Origin of the sequence: Actinoplanes oryzae (assembly GCF_030757795.1) — a bacterium.
Taxonomy (GTDB): Bacteria; Actinomycetota; Actinomycetes; order Mycobacteriales; family Micromonosporaceae; genus Actinoplanes.
Map to the genome: position 1 here is coordinate 1 of NZ_JAUQWH010000185.1, position 16,679 is coordinate 16,679.

The 16,679-nt window shown below is 73.2% G+C and carries 16 protein-coding genes; 10 read left to right on the forward strand and 6 right to left on the reverse strand.

Going from position 1 to position 16,679, the window contains the following annotated elements:
• Positions 1-17: 17 nt before the first annotated feature.
• Genes RBH18_RS37320 through RBH18_RS37330 form a run of 3 tightly spaced genes read right to left on the reverse strand, consistent with a single transcriptional unit; the run spans position 18 to position 2,818 of the window.
• Positions 18-644: a GNAT family N-acetyltransferase gene (locus RBH18_RS37320; protein WP_306215219.1), complete on the reverse strand. Its 627-nt coding sequence runs from the start codon at positions 642-644 to the stop codon at positions 18-20.
• Positions 641-2,140 (reverse strand): APC family permease, encoded by a 1,500-nt coding sequence (locus RBH18_RS37325; RefSeq protein WP_306215220.1) that lies wholly within the window; start codon positions 2,138-2,140, stop codon positions 641-643. The genes RBH18_RS37320 and RBH18_RS37325 overlap by 4 nt, the downstream gene beginning before the upstream one ends.
• A 33-nt stretch (positions 2,141-2,173) precedes the next feature.
• The gene (locus tag RBH18_RS37330) at positions 2,174-2,818 is read right to left on the reverse strand and encodes a GOLPH3/VPS74 family protein (protein ID WP_306215221.1); all 645 of its coding nucleotides are present in this window, start codon (positions 2,816-2,818) and stop codon (positions 2,174-2,176) included.
• A 176-nt stretch (positions 2,819-2,994) separates the two neighbouring features.
• On the opposite strand from RBH18_RS37330, the gene RBH18_RS37335 reads away from it, so the two are divergent.
• Together RBH18_RS37335 and RBH18_RS37340 are read left to right on the forward strand one after the other, a co-directional pair.
• Entirely contained in the window at positions 2,995-4,362 is a 1,368-nt protein-coding gene (locus RBH18_RS37335) for a M20/M25/M40 family metallo-hydrolase (protein ID WP_306215222.1), read from the forward strand.
• 99 nt (positions 4,363-4,461) lie between these two features.
• The gene (locus RBH18_RS37340; RefSeq protein ID WP_306215223.1) at positions 4,462-5,232 is read left to right on the forward strand and encodes a dioxygenase family protein; all 771 of its coding nucleotides are present in this window, start codon (positions 4,462-4,464) and stop codon (positions 5,230-5,232) included.
• Positions 5,233-5,387: 155 nt separating this feature from the next.
• On the opposite strand, the gene RBH18_RS37345 is transcribed toward RBH18_RS37340, so the two are convergent.
• Positions 5,388-6,626 (reverse strand): MFS transporter, encoded by a 1,239-nt coding sequence (locus RBH18_RS37345; protein WP_306215224.1) that lies wholly within the window; start codon positions 6,624-6,626, stop codon positions 5,388-5,390.
• A 352-nt stretch (positions 6,627-6,978) separates the two neighbouring features.
• Between RBH18_RS37345 and RBH18_RS37350 the strand changes: the two genes are divergently transcribed.
• The 8 genes from RBH18_RS37350 to RBH18_RS37385 all read left to right on the forward strand — a co-directional run bounded on the left by RBH18_RS37350 (position 6,979) and on the right by RBH18_RS37385 (position 14,826).
• A complete protein-coding gene (locus RBH18_RS37350; protein ID WP_306215225.1) occupies positions 6,979-7,734 on the forward strand; it encodes a Cgl0159 family (beta/alpha)8-fold protein in 756 nt (251 codons plus the stop codon).
• Positions 7,731-8,609, forward strand: coding sequence for a 5-deoxy-glucuronate isomerase (gene iolB / locus RBH18_RS37355; RefSeq protein ID WP_306215226.1), 879 nt, complete (start codon positions 7,731-7,733; stop codon positions 8,607-8,609). The genes RBH18_RS37350 and iolB overlap by 4 nt, the downstream gene beginning before the upstream one ends.
• Entirely contained in the window at positions 8,606-10,444 is a 1,839-nt protein-coding gene (gene iolD, locus RBH18_RS37360) for a 3D-(3,5/4)-trihydroxycyclohexane-1,2-dione acylhydrolase (decyclizing) (RefSeq protein WP_306215227.1), read from the forward strand. The genes iolB and iolD overlap by 4 nt, the downstream gene beginning before the upstream one ends.
• A gap of 71 nt (positions 10,445-10,515) precedes the next feature.
• Positions 10,516-11,511 carry a sugar ABC transporter substrate-binding protein gene (locus RBH18_RS37365; RefSeq protein WP_306215228.1) on the forward strand — a complete coding sequence of 332 codons (996 nt, stop codon included), beginning with the start codon at positions 10,516-10,518 and terminating at the stop codon, positions 11,509-11,511.
• On the forward strand, positions 11,508-12,530 hold the full coding sequence (locus RBH18_RS37370; RefSeq protein ID WP_306215229.1) for an ABC transporter permease: 1,023 nt from the start codon (positions 11,508-11,510) through the stop codon (positions 12,528-12,530). The genes RBH18_RS37365 and RBH18_RS37370 overlap by 4 nt, the downstream gene beginning before the upstream one ends.
• Positions 12,523-13,296 carry an ATP-binding cassette domain-containing protein gene (locus RBH18_RS37375; protein WP_306215230.1) on the forward strand — a complete coding sequence of 258 codons (774 nt, stop codon included), beginning with the start codon at positions 12,523-12,525 and terminating at the stop codon, positions 13,294-13,296. Before RBH18_RS37370 ends, RBH18_RS37375 begins: the two co-directional genes overlap by 8 nt.
• Before the next feature lie 9 nt (positions 13,297-13,305).
• On the forward strand, positions 13,306-14,304 hold the full coding sequence (locus RBH18_RS37380) for a Gfo/Idh/MocA family oxidoreductase (RefSeq protein ID WP_306215231.1): 999 nt from the start codon (positions 13,306-13,308) through the stop codon (positions 14,302-14,304).
• A gap of 219 nt (positions 14,305-14,523) precedes the next feature.
• Entirely contained in the window at positions 14,524-14,826 is a 303-nt protein-coding gene (locus RBH18_RS37385) for a hypothetical protein (protein ID WP_306215232.1), read from the forward strand.
• A gap of 136 nt (positions 14,827-14,962) precedes the next feature.
• On the opposite strand, the gene RBH18_RS37390 is transcribed toward RBH18_RS37385, so the two are convergent.
• Together RBH18_RS37390 and RBH18_RS37395 are read right to left on the reverse strand one after the other, a co-directional pair.
• A complete protein-coding gene (locus tag RBH18_RS37390) occupies positions 14,963-15,349 on the reverse strand; it encodes a hypothetical protein (protein ID WP_306215233.1) in 387 nt (128 codons plus the stop codon).
• A 265-nt stretch (positions 15,350-15,614) separates the two neighbouring features.
• A partial coding sequence (locus RBH18_RS37395) for an OmpA family protein (protein ID WP_306215234.1) occupies positions 15,615-16,679 on the reverse strand: 1,065 nt, incomplete at its 5' end.

Sequence of the window (16,679 nt, forward strand, 5' to 3'; positions counted from 1 at the left end):
CAAAGGGACGGAATCGGTCAGGGCGCCGCAGGGACGGCAGCCGGAGCGGCTCGGGTGAGGTGCGGGCGCCACAGGCGGTAGAACGGGGTGCCGTCCGGGAGCGTGATCTCGTACGGGACCAGCCGGCGGTAGTGGTGCCGCCGGTAGAGCGCGGCGTTGAACTCGTTGGTCGCCTCGACGTACACCGGGGCCGCGAGCCGGGCGTGCCGGTGCTGCAGGAGGGCCGACCCCAGCCCGGCGCGCTGGTGGTGCGGGTGCACGGCCAGGAAGGCGAGGTGCCAGTGCGGCACGCCGGGGTGGTGCTCCTCGAGCAGCGTCTCCAGGCCCGCGAAGTGCGGCACCCAGCGGCCGGCGACGGCGGCGAGGCGGTCGCCGTAGGCGGACGGGGGCGCGGCGGGCGCCGTACGGTCGAACCAGACCGCCGCCGCTGCGGGCCCGCCGTCGGGTCCCGGGATGACCTCGACGCACCCGGCGGGCGGGGCGGCCAGCTCGGCCATGAGCGTGAAGAAGCCGGTCATGACCCGCAGCCGCGCCCCGGCGTCGGGCACCAGCGCCCTGTTCTGCGGCAGGTGGTCGAAGGCGTGGCCGATCAGGGCGCCCACCGCGGGGATCTCGTCGCCGCGCGCCGGACGGATGCCGCTCATCGGCCGGCCCCCGTGGCGTCGAAGCCGAAGGTGAAGATGCGGCTGCTGCGGGCGCCGCGCCCGATGCCCTCGTAGACGGCCGGGCGGGTGCGGCGCAGGGTGAGCGCCCAGGCCACGCCCAGCCCGGTGAGCATGAGGTACGCCCCCGGCAGCGCCCAGGTGAGCGGCGAGGTCGGCGCGACCCCGAGCACGGTGGCCAGGTGCCGGATCGTCAGCGTCGTCATGCCCGCCAGCAGCACCGTCGCCGCGGAGGGGGCGAGGAGCCGGCGCCAGACGTTCTCCAGCCGGGCGCGGCGCGCGAAGTACGCGATCACCGCGGCCGAGGTCACGGTGATGAGCAGCAGCACGCCGAGCCCGCCCGCCGTTCCGCCCCAGAAGAAGAGCTGGACGAGCGGGTCGCCGCCGAGCACCGCGTACGCGACGATCACCGCCAGCCCGAACGCCGACTGCACGAGCGAGCCGTTCTTCGGGGCGCCCGTGGCGGGCACGGTGCGGCCGAACGCCCGGGGCAGGACGCCCTCGCGGCCGAGTGCGAAGGCGTACCGGGAGATGATGTTGTGGAAGGAGATCATGGCCGCGATCAGCGACGTCAGGAACAGCGCGTGACCGAGATGGACGGCCACGGTGCCGAGCCGGTCGGCGGCGAGCACGAAGAACAGCTCGGGGCCCTCGGCGGCGGCGCGGGCGACGGCACCGGTGCCCGCGGCCGAGACCATCGCCCAGGACGCGAAGGCGTAGAGGCCGGCGATGAGGGCGATGGCGACGTACGTGGCCCGGGGCACGGTCCGGCGCGGGTCGCGTGACTCCTCGCTGAACACGACGGACTGCTCGAAGCCGACGAAGCCGGTGACCGCCATGACCAGCAGCGCGCCCGCCCCGGCCCCGGTGAGCTGCGCGGGGTCGAGCGCCGCCGGGGCGGGACGGAAGCCGGCGGTGGTGAGGTCGGCGGCGCCGAAGACCACGACGAGCACGACCTCGGCGACGAGCAGGGTGGCCAGGACCCGGCCGTTGACGGCGACGTCGCGGACGCCGAGGACGGCCGTGAGCGCCCAGGCCACGAGCGCGATGAGCCACCACGGGAGCTCGGCGCCCGTCCAGCCGGCGAGCAGGGGTGCGGCGATGGCGCCGAAGCCTCCGTACGCGGCGACCTGGAAGCTGTTGTAGGCAGCCAGCGCGACCCACGCGGCACCCACCCCGAGCGGACGGCCGAGGCCGCGGGCGATGTACGCGTAGAAGGCGCCGGCGTTGGCGATGTGCCGGGCCATGGCGACGTAGCCGACCGAGAACACCGCGAGCACGAGCGCGACCGCCAGGAAGGCGATCGGCATGGCGGTGAGCCCGGTGACGGCGAGACCGGTCGGGACGACGCCGGCGACGACGGTGAGCGGCGCGGCGGCCGACATCACGAAGAACACGACCGCGGCGACGCCCAGGCGGTCGCGGGCGAGGGCGGCCGACACGTGCAGGGGTGCCGCGGCGGCAGGGGTGTAAGGCAACTGTGCTCCTAGGTGAGGTGAGGGGTGTGCCGGTCAGGCGCGGCGGGCCAGGACGGCCTCGCCGACGGCCGCCTCCGCGTGGCCGAGGAGGCGTTGCAGCGGCTCCGGCAGGCGCCGGCGCAGCAGGTCGAGGAGGTGCTTGCGGCCGGCGGTGCCGACCGTGGCGAGGGCGTACTGGTCGAGGCCCGTGGCGAAGATCAGCCCGGCCAGCGTCAGGTCCGTCCGCGGCAGCGGCTCGCGGCGCTCGGCGGCGACCCGGACCCGGGTGCCCGGGCGCCCGGACGCGACCGAGTCGACCGGCTCGGTGATCAGCTTGGTGCCGAAGAAGGAGCGGCGGGCCAGGCGGCGGACCTGCCCGGTCCGGGCCAGGCGGCGACCGACGAGGTCGGGGGCGATCCCCCCGCCCAGGTACGCGATCCAGTCGCGCACGCCGCGGTCGGCGTCCCGGATGATGTGGCCGAGCACCGCGGCGCTCGCGACGTCGCCGGTGGGCCGGTCGTCGAGCAGGGCGAGGTGGTCGCCCCGGACGTCGAGGCGTTGGCCGAGCACCAGCTCGGCGAGCACCGCGCCGCCCAGGCCGAGGCCGAGGATGGCGGGGCTGAGCAGGCAGCGGCCGTGCACGGAGTCGTGGGCGGCCAGGAACAGGTCGTCGGCGAGGGGCGCCGGAATGGGCGGCACAATGATCCCTTTCGAGCTGGCGGGTGGGTCCGCGGAGCTGATCGGTGGCGCGCTCAGCTGGGTCCTTCGATCAGGTGACAAGATGCGCAACGCAAAGAGGTCACACGACTATGGTGTCCCCGGCTCCAGGACGGGTATGCGCCGCGCGGATTCCCGAGATCATGAAGAGAGCTGCGATGCGATCAATCCACGGCCACCTGTCCGAACACCGCGCTGACCTGGTGCGGGAGTTGAGCGAATGGCTCCGGGTGCCGTCGGTGGCCGGCGCACCCGAGCACGCGACCGATCTGCTGCGGTCGGCGAACTGGTTGCGTGGCAAGCTTTCTGAGATCGGATTTCCGACAGTCGAGGTGTGGGCCGCGAACGCCGTCTACGCCGAGTGGTGCGCCGCCCCCGGCGCCCCGACCGTGCTGATCTACAGCCACCACGACGTGCGGGCGGCCAAGGACGACACCTGGGAGCAGACCGCGGCCTTCGAGCCGGTGCTGCGCGAGGGGCGCTTGTTCGGCCGGGGCGCCTCGGACGCCAAGGGGCAGATCGTCGCCCACCTCTGGGGCCTGCGTGCCCACCTGGCCGCCACCGGGCGCGACGCCCCCGCGGTCAACCTCAAGGTGCTCGTGGAGGGCGAGGAGGAGACCGGGTCCGCCTCGCTGGCGGGCCTGCTCGACGAGCACGGCGTCAGCGCGGACCTCGTCGTCTTCTCGGACACGTTGCTCTGGCACGCCGAGCACCCCGCGGTCTGCCTCGGCCTGCGCGGTCTGACGCTGGCCCGGATCGAGGTGTACGGCCCCCTGACGGACATCCACAGCGGCGCCGTCTCCGGCCCGGCGCCCAACCCCGCGCTCGAGCTGGCCGCGCTGCTGGCCCGCCTGCACGACGACAAGGGGCGCATCACGGTGCCCGGCTTCTACGACGACGTGGTGGAGCCGTCCGAGCAGACCCGCGCGGAGCTGGCCGCCCTGCCGTACAGCGACGAGGACTGGCTCGCCCGCTCCCGCACCCGCAGCATCGGCGGCGAGGAGGGCTTCACCGTCCTCGAGCGCCTCTGGGCCCGGCCCGCGGCGGAGGTCATCTCGCTGGTGTCGGGCGACGACGACGGCCCGTCGCGCGGCGCGATCCCGGCCGTCGCCTCGGCCACGATCAGCTTCCGTACGGCCGAGGGGCAGCGCCCGGAGACGGTCGCCGAGCAGGTCCGCCGCTGGGTCGCGGACGCGCTGGACGACCGGGTCGGCTACCGGCTGACCGTGGGCACGGAGACCGACCAGGCGCCGTACCGGACGCCGCGCGACCACCCCGCCGTGGCGGCCCTGGCGGAGGCGATGGCGGCCGGCTTCGGACGTCCCGTGGGGCGGATGGGCAACGCCGGAGGCGGGCCGGCCGAGCTGCTGGCGCGCAAGCTCGGGGCGCCGGTGGTGTTCTTCGGCACGGGACTGCCCGAGGACAACTGGCACGACGGCGACGAGAGCGCGTCGGTGGACGTGCTGCTGGCCGGGGCCGCGACCCTCGCCGAGCTGTGGCCGCGCCTCGCCACGCTGCCGTCGTAGCCCCCGGCCGTCGGCGGCCCTTGGCGGTCTTTGGTTGACGAATCAAGTAACCGGACGTACCGTGAGGCTGGTTAGTTGAAGTTTCAACCGGAGGCCGCCATGAGCACCATGCCCGCGCTCTTCCTCAGCCACGGCGCCCCGCCGCTGGTCGACAGCCCGGTCTGGGTCGAGCAGCTGCGGCAGCTCGCGGCCGGCCTGCCGCGCCCCAGGGCGATCCTCATGGCCTCCGCGCACTGGGAGTCGGCGCCCCTGATGCTCGGCGCCACCGAGCCGGTGCCGCTGGTGTACGACTTCGGCGGCTTCGCGCAGAAGTACTACGAGGTGCAGTACCGGGCCCCCGGCGCCCCGGAGCTCGCCGACCGCATCGAGAAGCTGATGCCCGACAGCGAGCACGTCGCCCGGACGAACCGGGGCCTCGACCACGGCGCGTACGTCCCGCTGACGGTCATGTATCCCGACGCCGACATCCCCGTGCTCCAGATGTCCCTGCCGACGCTGGAGCCCGACCGCCTGCTCGACCTGGGCCGCCGCCTGGCCCCGCTGCGCGAGGAGGGTGTCCTGGTCGTCGGGTCCGGCTTCACCACGCACGGCCTGCCGTTCCTGCGCGAGTGGCACCCCGACGCCGCCGCCCCGGGCTGGTCCCGCGAGTTCGACGCCTGGGCCGCCGAGACCCTGACCCGGGGCGCGGTCGACGAGCTGGCCGACTTCCGCAGCCGCGCGCCGGGCATGCCCTACGCGCACCCGACGATCGAGCACTTCGCCCCGATGTTCCTGACGCTGGGCGCGTCGAGCGACCCCGAGCAGAGCGCCGGCCAGCCCATCGACGGCTTCTGGATGGGCCTCTCCAAGCGCTCCTTCGTCGTCGCCTGACGCTCCGGGGCGCGGCCGGCCGCTGCTGTCCCGCACCTTGCCTTCGGCGAGCATCTCTTGCCCGGGCCGGTCCGTGCTTGTCGTGCACCCATTCGTCCGTGGCAGAGCGCTTCGTTCTCGCGGTGGTAGCAGAGGATGAACGTCATTGCAGCGCGTCATGTCGGCTCGCTCGCCGACCGGGGTTGTGCGCCGTCTTCGGCAAGTTCCCGGCCCAGCCGGCCCAAGGGGGACAGTGCCATCAGTGCCGGGGACAGCTGCATGCCGATGGCCGCTATCAGCAGCGCCGGACGCAGGCCGACGTGCGCGGCGAGGAAGCCACCCGCCAGCGAGCCGGCCGGCGTCGCGCCCATTCCCGCGAACATGATCGTCGCCGCGATGCGGCCTTGGAACTCCGGTGGGGAGATCGCCTGGCGTACGGTGGTCATCGTCACGTTGACCAGCTGTCCCAGCGCCCCGAACACGAAGTTGATCAGGACGAGCGGGGCCACCGCCGACCCGGCGAAGGGGATGCCCAGCAGGACGCCGTCCCCCAGAGCGGCCGCCACGACGAGCACCGGACCGTGGCCGTAGCGGCCCGGCAGGCGAGCCGCCAGCAGGGAGCCAGCCAGGGCACCCGGTCCGACGGCGGCGAGCACGAGCCCGATCTCCGCCCCGGACAGCCCCAGGTCCCGGGGCAGGAACACCAGATACGCGGTCATCAGGGCGGCGAAGGAGAACTGGAACGCCGCCGAGGCGAGGGCCATCGTGCGCAGCAGCGGCTCGCGTGCCACGAGGCGGAGGTGCCGCCAGCTGCGGCCCTCGGGCGGCGCCACCGTCTCCCGGTGCCGGATGCGGGCGATCGATCCGGACGACGCGACGAAGAGCAGGGCGCCCGCCGCGCAGGCGACCGGCGCGGACAGCAGGGAGACCAGCGAGCCGCCGAGGGCCGGGCCGGCGATCTGGGCGGCCGAGCGGCTGCCCTCGACGGCGCTGGTGCCCCGCAGGAGCTGGTCGCGGCGCACCAGGCGGGGCAGGGAGGTCTGATAGGCGACGTCGAACAGCACCGACAGCGACCCGACGGCGAAGGCGACGACCGCCAGCGCGGGCAGGCCGATGCCGGTCAGCGGGACCACCACGGCGATCGCGCCCAGGGCCAGCGCGCGGCCGGCGTCGGCGGCGACCATGACGGTCCGGGTGCGCAGGCGGTCCACCCACACGCCCGCGAGCAGGGTCAGCAGCAGCATCGGCGCCTGCCCGGCGGCGCGCAGGAGGCCGAGCTGATCGGGGGCGGCGTGCAGGCTGAGCACGGCGACCAGCGGGATGATCACCAGGCTGGTGTGCTCGCCTAGCTGGGAGGCCGTCTGCCCGGCCCACAACCGGCGGAAGTCAGGATGATGCCACAGGCTCGGCAGCACGAAGGAGCCCCTTCGGTCCGGAGGGGACGTGCCGCACGATTCGAGGGCAGCACGCGATGAGCGGAAGCGTCAGCGCGTGCGGGAGACACCGGGCATGCCCCGAACCTAGCCCCGGCGACCGCGGCGGGAAAGTGAGTTACCTGGTCGCGTCGATCGCCCGGCGTATTGACCTCGCAGCATCCCCGTTATTACATCGAAACGAATTCCCCGCGTGGCAACCCACCAGTCAGGGGGACTGATGCTCGAGGTGCACGAGATCGTCGCGGCGCGTGCCGATCGGCCGGATGCGATAGCCAGCGCGGCCCGGGAGCGGCGGCGCCCGGGGTCCTGGCGGGGGGAGCACGGACGCCTGATGATCATCGCCGCGGATCATCCGGCGCGGGGAGCGCTGGCCGCGGGGCCGGACCGGTTCGCCATGGCCGACCGCGCGGACCTGCTGGCCCGGCTGCGGGTGGCGCTGGGCCGGCCCGGGGTCAACGGCGTGCTGGGCAGCCCCGACATCCTCGAGGACCTGCTGCTGCTCGGGGCGCTGGACGACAAGGTCGTGATCGGCTCGATGAACCGGGGCGGGCTGGCCGGCGCGGCGTTCGAGGTGGACGACCGGTTCACCGGGTACGACGCGGACAGTCTCGCCGCGGCCGGGTTCGAGGGCGGGAAGATGCTGCTGCGGCTCGACTACTCGGACGCCGCGACCGCGGACACGTTGCAGGGCTGCGCGGCGGCGGTGACCGCCCTGGCCCGGCAGCGGCTGATGGCGATGGTCGAACCCTTCCTGGCGTACCGGGAGGAGGGCCGGCTGCGCACGGAGCTGACGGCGGACGCGATGGTCCGGGCCGTGTCGATCGCCGCCGGGCTCGGGACCACGTCGGCGTACACCTGGTTGAAGATCCCCGTCGTGCCGGACCTGGACCGGGTGCTGGCCGCGACCACCTTGCCGGTGCTGCTGCTGGGCGGCGAGGTCAGCGCGGACGCCGACGCCGTCTACGCGGGGTGGGGCAAGGCGCTCGCGAACAGGGCCGTGCAGGGGCTGGTGGTCGGGCGCAGCCTGCTGTATCCGCCGGGCGGCGACGTCGCGGCGGCGGTCGACCGGGCGGTGAGCCTGCTGTGACGTACGTCGTGCGCCGCGGTGACGGCGGATCCGGGCCGTTCGACCCGGCGGTGACCCCGGAGAGCGCCGGGTGGGGCTACAGCGGGCTGCGGGTGCTGGAGCTGGGCATCGGGCAGCGGGTCAGCTTCCCGACCGGGGACGACGAGATGATCGTGCTGCCGCTCTCCGGCGGCTGCGACGTGACCTGCGACGACGAGCGGCTCACGCTGACCGGGCGGCGGTCGGTGTTCTCGCGGGTGACCGATTTCGCGTACGTGCCGCCGGGCACCTCGGTGACCCTGCGCGCCGGCAACGGCGGGCGGTTCGCGCTGCCCAGCGCCCGGGCACGGCCGGGGCTGCCGTTCCGCTACGGGCCGGCCGAGCAGGTCCCGGTCGAGCTGCGCGGCGCCGGGCAGGCCAGCCGCCAGGTCAACAACTTCTGCACGCCGGAGTCGTTCGAGGCGGACCGGCTCATCGCGGTCGAGGTGCTCACGCCCGGCGGCAACTGGTCGTCGTGGCCACCGCACAAGCACGACGAGGAGACCTCCGGCGAGACCGCGCTCGAGGAGATCTACTACTTCGAGGTGGGCGGCTCGCCGGCGGGCACTGCCGGGGCCGGCTTCCAGCGGGTGTACGGCCGCCCGGGGCGCCCCATCGACGTCTGCGCCGAGGTCCGCAGCGGCGACACGGTGCTCATCCCGCACGGCTGGCACGGCCCGTCGATGGCGGCGCCGGGCTACGACCTCTACTACCTGAACGTGATGGCGGGCGCCGGCGAGCGCCGCTGGCTGTTCTCCGACGACCCGGCGCACGCGTGGGTGCGCAGCTCGTGGAGCCGCCAGGAGGTCGACGATCGGCTGCCGCTGACGTCGGCCCGGGAGAGGAGACGACCGTGAGGCTGACCGTCGCGCAGGCCGTGGTGCGGTTCCTGGCGAACCAGTGGACCGAGCGCGACGGCACCGAGCAGCGCGCGATTCCCGGCGTGTGGGGCATCTTCGGGCACGGCAACGTCGCCGGGATCGGGCAGGCGCTGCTGCAGGCCCAGCGCACCGGCGAGGCCGGCCTGCCCTACCACCTCGCCCGCAACGAGCAGGCCATGGTCCACATCGCGGCCGGCTTCGCCAGGATGCGGGACCGCCTTGCCGCGTACGCGTGCACGGCCTCGATCGGGCCCGGCTCGACGAACATGCTGACCGGGGCGGCGCTGGCGACCGTCAACCGGTTGCCGGTGCTGCTGCTGCCCAGCGACGTGTTCGCGACGCGCGTGGCGCCGCCGGTGCTGCAGGAGCTGGAGCAGCCGGGCTCGGGCGACACGTCGGTGAACGACGCGTTCCGGCCGCTGTCGAAGTTCTTCGACCGGATCTGGCGGCCCGAGCAGCTCCCGTCCGCCCTGCTTCGCGCCATGCAGGTCCTGTTCGACCCGGCCGAGACGGGGGCGGTCACCCTCTGCCTGCCGCAGGACGTGCAGACCGAGGCGTACGACTTCCCGCCCGCGCTCTTCGCCAAGCGCGTGTGGCACGTGCCGCGCCCGGTGCCCGAGCCCGCTGCGCTGGCCCGCGCCTCGGCGGTGCTGGCGAGCGCGCGCCGGCCGCTGCTCATCGCCGGCGGGGGAGTGATCTACTCGGGCGCGTCCGCCGCGTTGATCGACTTCGCCGACCGTACCGGCATTCCGGTCGCGGACACCCAGGCCGGCAAGGGTGCGATCCCGTGGGACCACCCGAGCGCGGTCGGGGGAGTGGGCGCCACGGGCACTCCGGTCGCCAACAAGCTCGCGGCTTCCGCCGACGTGATCCTGGGCGTCGGGACCCGGTACAGCGACTTCACGACCGCGTCCTCCACGGCTTTCGCGGCCGACGCCTGTTTTGTCAATGTGAATGTGGCCTCCTTCGACGCGCACAAGCTCGGGGCGACGGCCCTGGTCGCGGACGCTCGGGAGGGGCTGACGGCGCTGGGGGGCTTCCGGGTCGGGAACACGTGGGCGCCGGCGGTCGCGGACTGGTCCCGTACGGTGGACAAAGCATTTCATCTCGGGCATGGACCCCTGCCGGCGCAGAGCGAGGTGCTCGGCGCGGTGAACGAGGCGTGCGGCGAGCGGGACGTCGTCGTGCAGGCGGCCGGCAGCATGCCCGGTGATCTGCAACTCCTGTGGCGCGCCCGGGACCCGAAGCAGTACCACGTCGAGTACGGCTACTCCTGCATGGGCTTCGAGATCGCCGGGGCGCTCGGGATCAAGCTCGCCGACCCGGGCCGCGAGGTGTTCGCGCTGGTGGGCGACGGGTCGTACCTGATGATGGCGCAGGAGATCGTCACCGCCGTCGCCGAGGGTGTGAAGCTCGTCATCGTGCTCGTGCAGAACCACGGGTTCGCGTCGATCGGCGCGCTGAGCGAGTCGGTGGGGTCGCAGCGCTTCGGCACGAGCTACCGCTACCGGGGCCTCGAGGAGGACTACGACGGCGGCTACCTGCCCGTGGACCTGGCCGCCAACGCCGAGAGCCTCGGCGCCGCGGTCATCCGCTGCCGGACGATCGCCGACCTGGCCGAGGGCCTCAAGCGGGCCCGCGCGAACGACCGGCTCACGGTCGTGCACATCGAGACCGACCCGCGGTCGCCGGTGCCGTCCTCCGAGTCGTGGTGGGACGTGCCGGTGGCCGCCGTGTCGGCGCTGGAGAGCACCAAGGCGGCGCGGGAGGCGTACGAGCGGGCCAAGCGTGACCAGCGCGCATACCTCTGATCGCCGGGCATCTACACTCCCCAAGGTCATCCTCGTCCGTTGACCCGTCCTGAACTTCCCCGGAGGTCCCCATGAACGCGACCCGCACGCGCGGTGTCCGGCTGCTCGCCCTGGCCACGGTGGTGACCCTCGGGGTCACCGCGTGCAGCGGCGGCGGCAGAGAGAAAACCGACGACAGCGACTCGGGCGGCGGCAACGCCCCGGGCAGCTCCGGTTACACGATCGCCTTCGTCACGCACGAGACGCCGGGCGACGCCTTCTGGGACAAGGTCAAGGCCGGCGCCGAGCAGGCCGCCAAGGACGAGGGCGTCACGCTCAAGTACTCCAACGACCCGGACGCCGGCAAGCAGGCGCAGCTGATTCAGAGCGCGGTCGACTCCAAGGTCAGCGGCATCGCCACCACGCTGGTGACCCCGGACGCCCTGGCCGGCTCGGTCAAGGCGGCCACCGCGGCCAAGATCCCGGTGGTCGGCCTCAACGCCGGCATCGAGCAGTACAAGCAGCTCGGCGCGCTCATGTACTTCGGCTCCGACGACACCGTCGCGGGCGAGAGCGCCGGGGAGCGGATCGCCGCGGCCGGGGCGAAGCACCCGCTCTGCGTGATCCACCAGCAGGGCTCGGTCTCGCTCGAGGCCCGCTGCGCCGGCGTCAAGAGCAAGGTCGCCGGCACCGAGAACATCCAGGTCAACGGCGCCGACGACGCGGCCGTCACCTCGACGATCCAGGCCAAGCTGGCCCAGGACAAGACCATCGACTACGTCATCACGCTCAACTCGCAGGTGGCGCTCGACACGATCAAGGCGCAGGAGCAGGCCGCCAGCACCGCCAAGGTGGCGACCTTCGACCTCGACGCCCAGGTCGCCCAGCAGGTCCAGGACGGCAAGATCGAGTTCAGCATCGACCAGCAGCCCTACGCCCAGGGCTACCTGGCCGTCAGCTCGCTCTACCTCTACCTGAAGAACGGCAACGACATCGGCGGCGGGCGCGCCGTGCTGACCGGCCCGTCGTTCGTCGACAAGTCGAACATCGCCACGATCACGCCGTTCGTCAAGAACAACACCCGGTGAGCTCCCGGGCTCTCAGCACCCGCTTCCTGGCGCGCCCCGAGGTGGGCGCGCTGGTGGCGGCCGTCGTCATCTTCGTGTTCTTCCTGAGCGTGGCGCCGTCGTTCCGTACTCCGCAATCGCTGTTCACCGTGCTCTATCAGGCCTCGACGATCGGCATCGTCGCGGTCGGTGTGGGGTTGCTCATGATCGGCGGGGAGTTCGACCTCTCCGCCGGCGTGGTGGTGACCACGGCCGGGCTGGTCGCCTCGCAGTTCTGCTGGTGGTTCGGCGTCAACCTGTGGGTCGGCGCGCTGCTGTCGCTGGCGTTCTGCCTCGGGGTGGGCTTCCTCAACGGGTGGCTGGTGATGCGGACGGGCATCCCCAGCTTCCTCATCACGCTCGGCACCTTCTTCGTGCTCCAGGGCGCCAACCTCGGCGTCACCAAGCTGGTCACCGGCTCGGTCACCAGCCCGGACATCAGCCAGATCGCCGGGTTCGACTCGCTGGGCGCCGTCTTCTCGTCCAGCTTCCGGGCGGGGGACAGCACGATCTGGATCACGGTGCTGTGGTGGGTGCTGTTCGTCGCGCTGGCCGCGTGGATCTTGACCCGCACGCGTACGGGCAACTGGATCTACGCCGTCGGCGGCGCGCCCGACAGTGCCCGCGCGGTCGGGGTGCCCGTGGTGCGTACCAAGATCGGGCTGTTCATGGCGGTGTCGTTCCTCGCGTGGTTCGCCGGCATGCACACGCTCTTCCGGTTCAACACGCTGCAGGCGGGCAACGGCGTCGGCAACGAGTTCCTCTACATCATCGCCGCGGTGGTCGGCGGGACGCTGCTGACCGGCGGCTTCGGCAACGCGGTGGGCGTGGCGATCGGCGCGTTCATCTTCGGCATGACCAGCCTGGGCATCGTCTACGCGGGCTGGGACCCCAACTGGTTCAAGGCCTTCCTGGGCGTCATGCTGCTGCTCGCCGTCCTGGTCAACCTGTACGTCAAGCGGGTGGCCACCTCGTCGCGGAAGGGTGCCTCGCATGACTGAGCCGCTCATCTCTCTGGCCGGCGTCGGCAAGTCCTACGGGGCGATCCGGGCGTTGTCCGACATCTCGCTCCAGGTGCTGCCCGGCGAGGTCACCTGCGTCCTGGGCGACAACGGCGCCGGCAAGTCCACCCTGATCAAGATCATGTCGGGGCTGCACCCGCACACCGAGGGCGACCTGCGCGTCGACGGCAAGCCCGTGGCGCTCGGGTCGCCGCGCCAGGCCCTCGACCTGGGCATCGCCACGGTCTACCAGGACCTGGCCGTGGTGCCGCTCATGGAGGTCTGGCGCAACTTCTTCCTCGGCTCCGAGCTGACCTCGTCCTCCTTCCCGCTCGCCGGGCTCAAGGTCAAGGAGATGCGCCGGATCGCCGACGAGGAGCTGCGCAAGATGGGCATCGTCGTCGCCGACATCAACCAGCCCATCGGCACGCTCTCCGGCGGCCAGCGGCAGTGCGTGGCGATCGCCCGGGCCGTGTACTTCGGCGCCCGCGTCCTGATCCTCGACGAGCCCACGGCCGCGCTCGGCGTCAAGCAGTCCGGGGTGGTCCTCAAGTACATCGCCGCGGCCCGCGACGCCGGCCTCGGCGTCGTCTTCATCACCCACAACCCGCACCACGCGTACCTGGTCGGCGACCACTTCGTCATCCTCCAGCGCGGCGAGGCGGTGCTCGACAAGGGCCGCTCCGACGTCACCCTCGAGGAGCTGACCACGCGGATGGCCGGCGGCGACGAGCTGGCCGAGCTGTCCCACGAGCTCGGCCGGTAGGCTCCCGTCATGATCAACGTCGGAGTCGTCGGCACGGGCATGATCGGCCAGGACCACATCCGCCGCATGTCCACCCTCCTGGCCGGCGTCACGGTGACGGCCGTGACGGACGTCGACGCCGCGGTGGCCGCCCGGGTCGCCGCGTCCGTCGGCGCCCGTGCCCTGCCCACCGGCCAGGACGTGATCGCCGACCCTCTGGTGGACGCCGTGCTGGTGTGCTCGTGGGGCCCGACCCACGAGGAGTACGTCCTCGCCGCGATCGCCGCGGGCAAGCCCGTCTTCTGCGAGAAGCCCCTCGCCACGACGGCCGCCGCCTGCGAGCGCATCGTCGAGGCGGAGGTGGCGGCCGGGCGACGCCTCGTCCAGGTCGGCTACATGCGCCGCTACGACCCGGCCTACCAGGAGCTCAAGGCGGTCGTCGACAGCGGCCGCATCGGCGCGCCGCTGATGATGCACTGCGCCCACCGCAACGCCGGGGTGCCCGCCTTCTACGAGAAGGAGAACACCATCACCGACAGCGCGGTCCACGAGATCGACATGGCCCGCTGGCTGTTCGGCGAGGAGATCACCGCCACCCGCGTCCTGCTGCCCCGCGGCAACCGCAACGGCGGCGACCTCGCCGACCCGATCTTCCTGATCCTCGAGCTGGCGAGCGGCGCCCTCGTCGACGTCGAGGTCTCGGTCAACATCCGCTACGGCTACGACATCCGCGGCGAGGTGGTCGGCGAGAACGGCACGGCCTCCCTGGCCTCGCCGACCCCCGTCGTCGTCCGCCACGACGGCGCCGCCTCGATCCCCATCGGCGCCGACTGGCGCGAACGCTTCGCCCGCGCCTACGATCTGGAACTCCAGGACTGGGCCGACGCCGTCGCCCGCGGCGTCCCCACCGGCCCCACCGCCTGGGACGGCTACGCGGCCGCGGTCGCCTCGGACGCCGCTGTCCGGGCCCTCCGCACCGGCGACCGTGTGCCCGTCACCTTGATGGCCCGCCCGGCCCTCTACAGCTGACGCTGCGCGGGGCGGCCCGGATTGGCTTCCGCCCGACTTCCATGAGTGGGGCAGCCAACGCCTTCGTCGCCGGTTCGGCGGCGGGGCCGAGTCCCTGGGCGGCCTGGACTGTCGCGTCAGTCAAAACCCTGTCGGAGGCGCTGACCCGGGCCGTCCGGTGGGACGCAATCCCGAAGCGGTCGCTCGCGCCGGGCTCGGCTATCGAAAGAGGGACTGACCATGGTGGCTTCCATCGGCGTCTGGGCGCAGGGCGACACGACCGGCGCGCAGGTGCTCTATCGCTGGGAAGCCGAGCAGCAGCAGGGCTACGTCCTGTTCGAGCCGGCCCCGCGGGCGTTCCGCCCGGCCGACGACACCGGCACGCCGATCGGCGACCTGCGGATCGACGCGTCGGCGGACGAGACCACCGGCACCGCGGACGGGGTCAACAGGGCACTCCTCGGCGAGGCCGTCGTGGCGATCCTGCGCGGCTACAGCAAGGCGGGCGCCCCGCCGGCGACCGCACACGCCTACTACTCCTGAGAGCGGGGCCTCCGGTAAGCGGCGTCGCCGACCATGTGACGGTCGGGCCGGCCCTGAACCTGCCGCCCGCCTGCTGATCTTGCGCTGTCGCCGGGGCCTGCGCCCGGACGACCCGTGACGGTTGGGGCCGGTCCGGCTAGTAGTCCCAGTCGCTCAGGTCGTCGACCTCCACGATCCGCTCCCCGTCGAAGACGACGAGCAGGCCGAGCTCGGTGGGGCCGGGCGCCTCGGTGAACCGCACCTCCCATGAGCGGCCGCCCCGGAACGTCACCGCCGGATCCCACCGCCTGACCTCGCCGCCGAGCCCTGCCGCCTGCGACGCCGCCGCGAGGTGCGTCTCGCGGTCGGCGCAGATCCGGTCGACGAAGCCGGTGTCGAGCGCGTCCGCCTGCCCCTCGAGCAGCACCATGACGCGCAGGTCGGGGTCGTCCCGCAGCTGCCCGGCCCAGCACGTCACGCCGTCGGGAGCATCCGGCATCAGCGCCAGCCCCGTCACCGAAGCGATCGCGGGAGGAGCGTCCATTCCCGAATCCTCGCACTCCGCTCCGCCGCCGCCCCGGCCCGTCCCCGAGCCGATGTTCGCCGGCGCGCAGCCGAGAGCCGCGCCGGGTAGCTGGTGATCGTCGCGGGCCACGCTCGACCCCGGCGTGGTCCGCGCTGCTCGCCGCGCTTCCCGCGCTGCTCGCCGCAGTTCGCGCGCTGCTCGCCGCAGTTCGCGCGCTGCTCGCCGCAGTTCGCGCGCTGCTCGCCGCACTTCGCGCGCCGCTCGCCGGCGCCGGTGGTGGCGGTCAGCCGCGGACGGGAACGCCGGTGAGGCGGAGGGTGTCCGGGACGTCGAGGGTGACCGTGGTCGTGCCGGCGGGCGGGGCGGGGAACCAGAGGGCGATCGTCTGGCTGCTGCCCGGCGGGATGGCGCGGTTGAGCAGGCGGTCGCACAGGCAGCGGTGGCTGCCCGCCGTCAGCTCGTAGTCCAGGCTGTACGCCACCGTGCCGCCCGCGATCATCCGGACGCCCGCCGCGCCGTAGGGGGCGAACGGGTCGAACTCGTCGCGGACCGTGAAGACGCCCTGGCCGAGGAGGTCGAGGACGGTGGCGTCGTCGTCGCCGACGTTGGTGGCGATCAGGTCCACCTGGGCGAAGGGCCCGAGCAGCCGGGCCTCGCCCGCCGTGAAGCTGACCGTGCCGCGGCTGAGCGGAAGCGCGATGCCGGCACCCTTGGCAGCGTCGGCGACCTTGCCGGTGGTCTTGGGCAGGGGCACGTCGGGGACCGGTGGGGGCGCCGCGGCCGTGCTCTTCGGGGCGCTCACCGTCACCCGCCGGTTGCGCGCGCGATGATCGGCCGAGTCGTTGGGGACGACCGGCGCCGTCTCGCCCTTCGCCGCGACCGTCTTCGGCCACTTGTCGTCCGGGAGCGCGGCGCGCAAGGCGACCGCGACCGCGTCCGCGCGCCGGCGGGAGAGCGTCATGTTGTGCGCGGCCGTGCCGGAGTCGTCGGTGTGGCCGGTGATCGTCAGCGGCCCGGCGCCGGCGGCGCGCAGGTCGGTCACGGCGGCGTCGAGGGTGCGGCGGGCCTGGCCGGTGAGCTGCGCGCTGTCGAGGCGGAAGAGCACGTCGGAGGAGAGATCGAGGTCGGTCCGGGCGGGCGTGCGCCGGGTGCGCAGACCCACATCCAACCTTTCCGTGTACGCATCCAGCGCCGCCGACCGCGCCACCGCGCCCGCGACGTCGAGCGGCTCGTGGCCCCGCCCCAGGAAGTCCGACCCGGCACCGGGTCCTCCTTGCGGGCCCGTCCCGCCCCGAGCCGCCACGCGGCGCATAGCTGATGCCCTCGCGCGTCCACGGCTCGAGCAGGC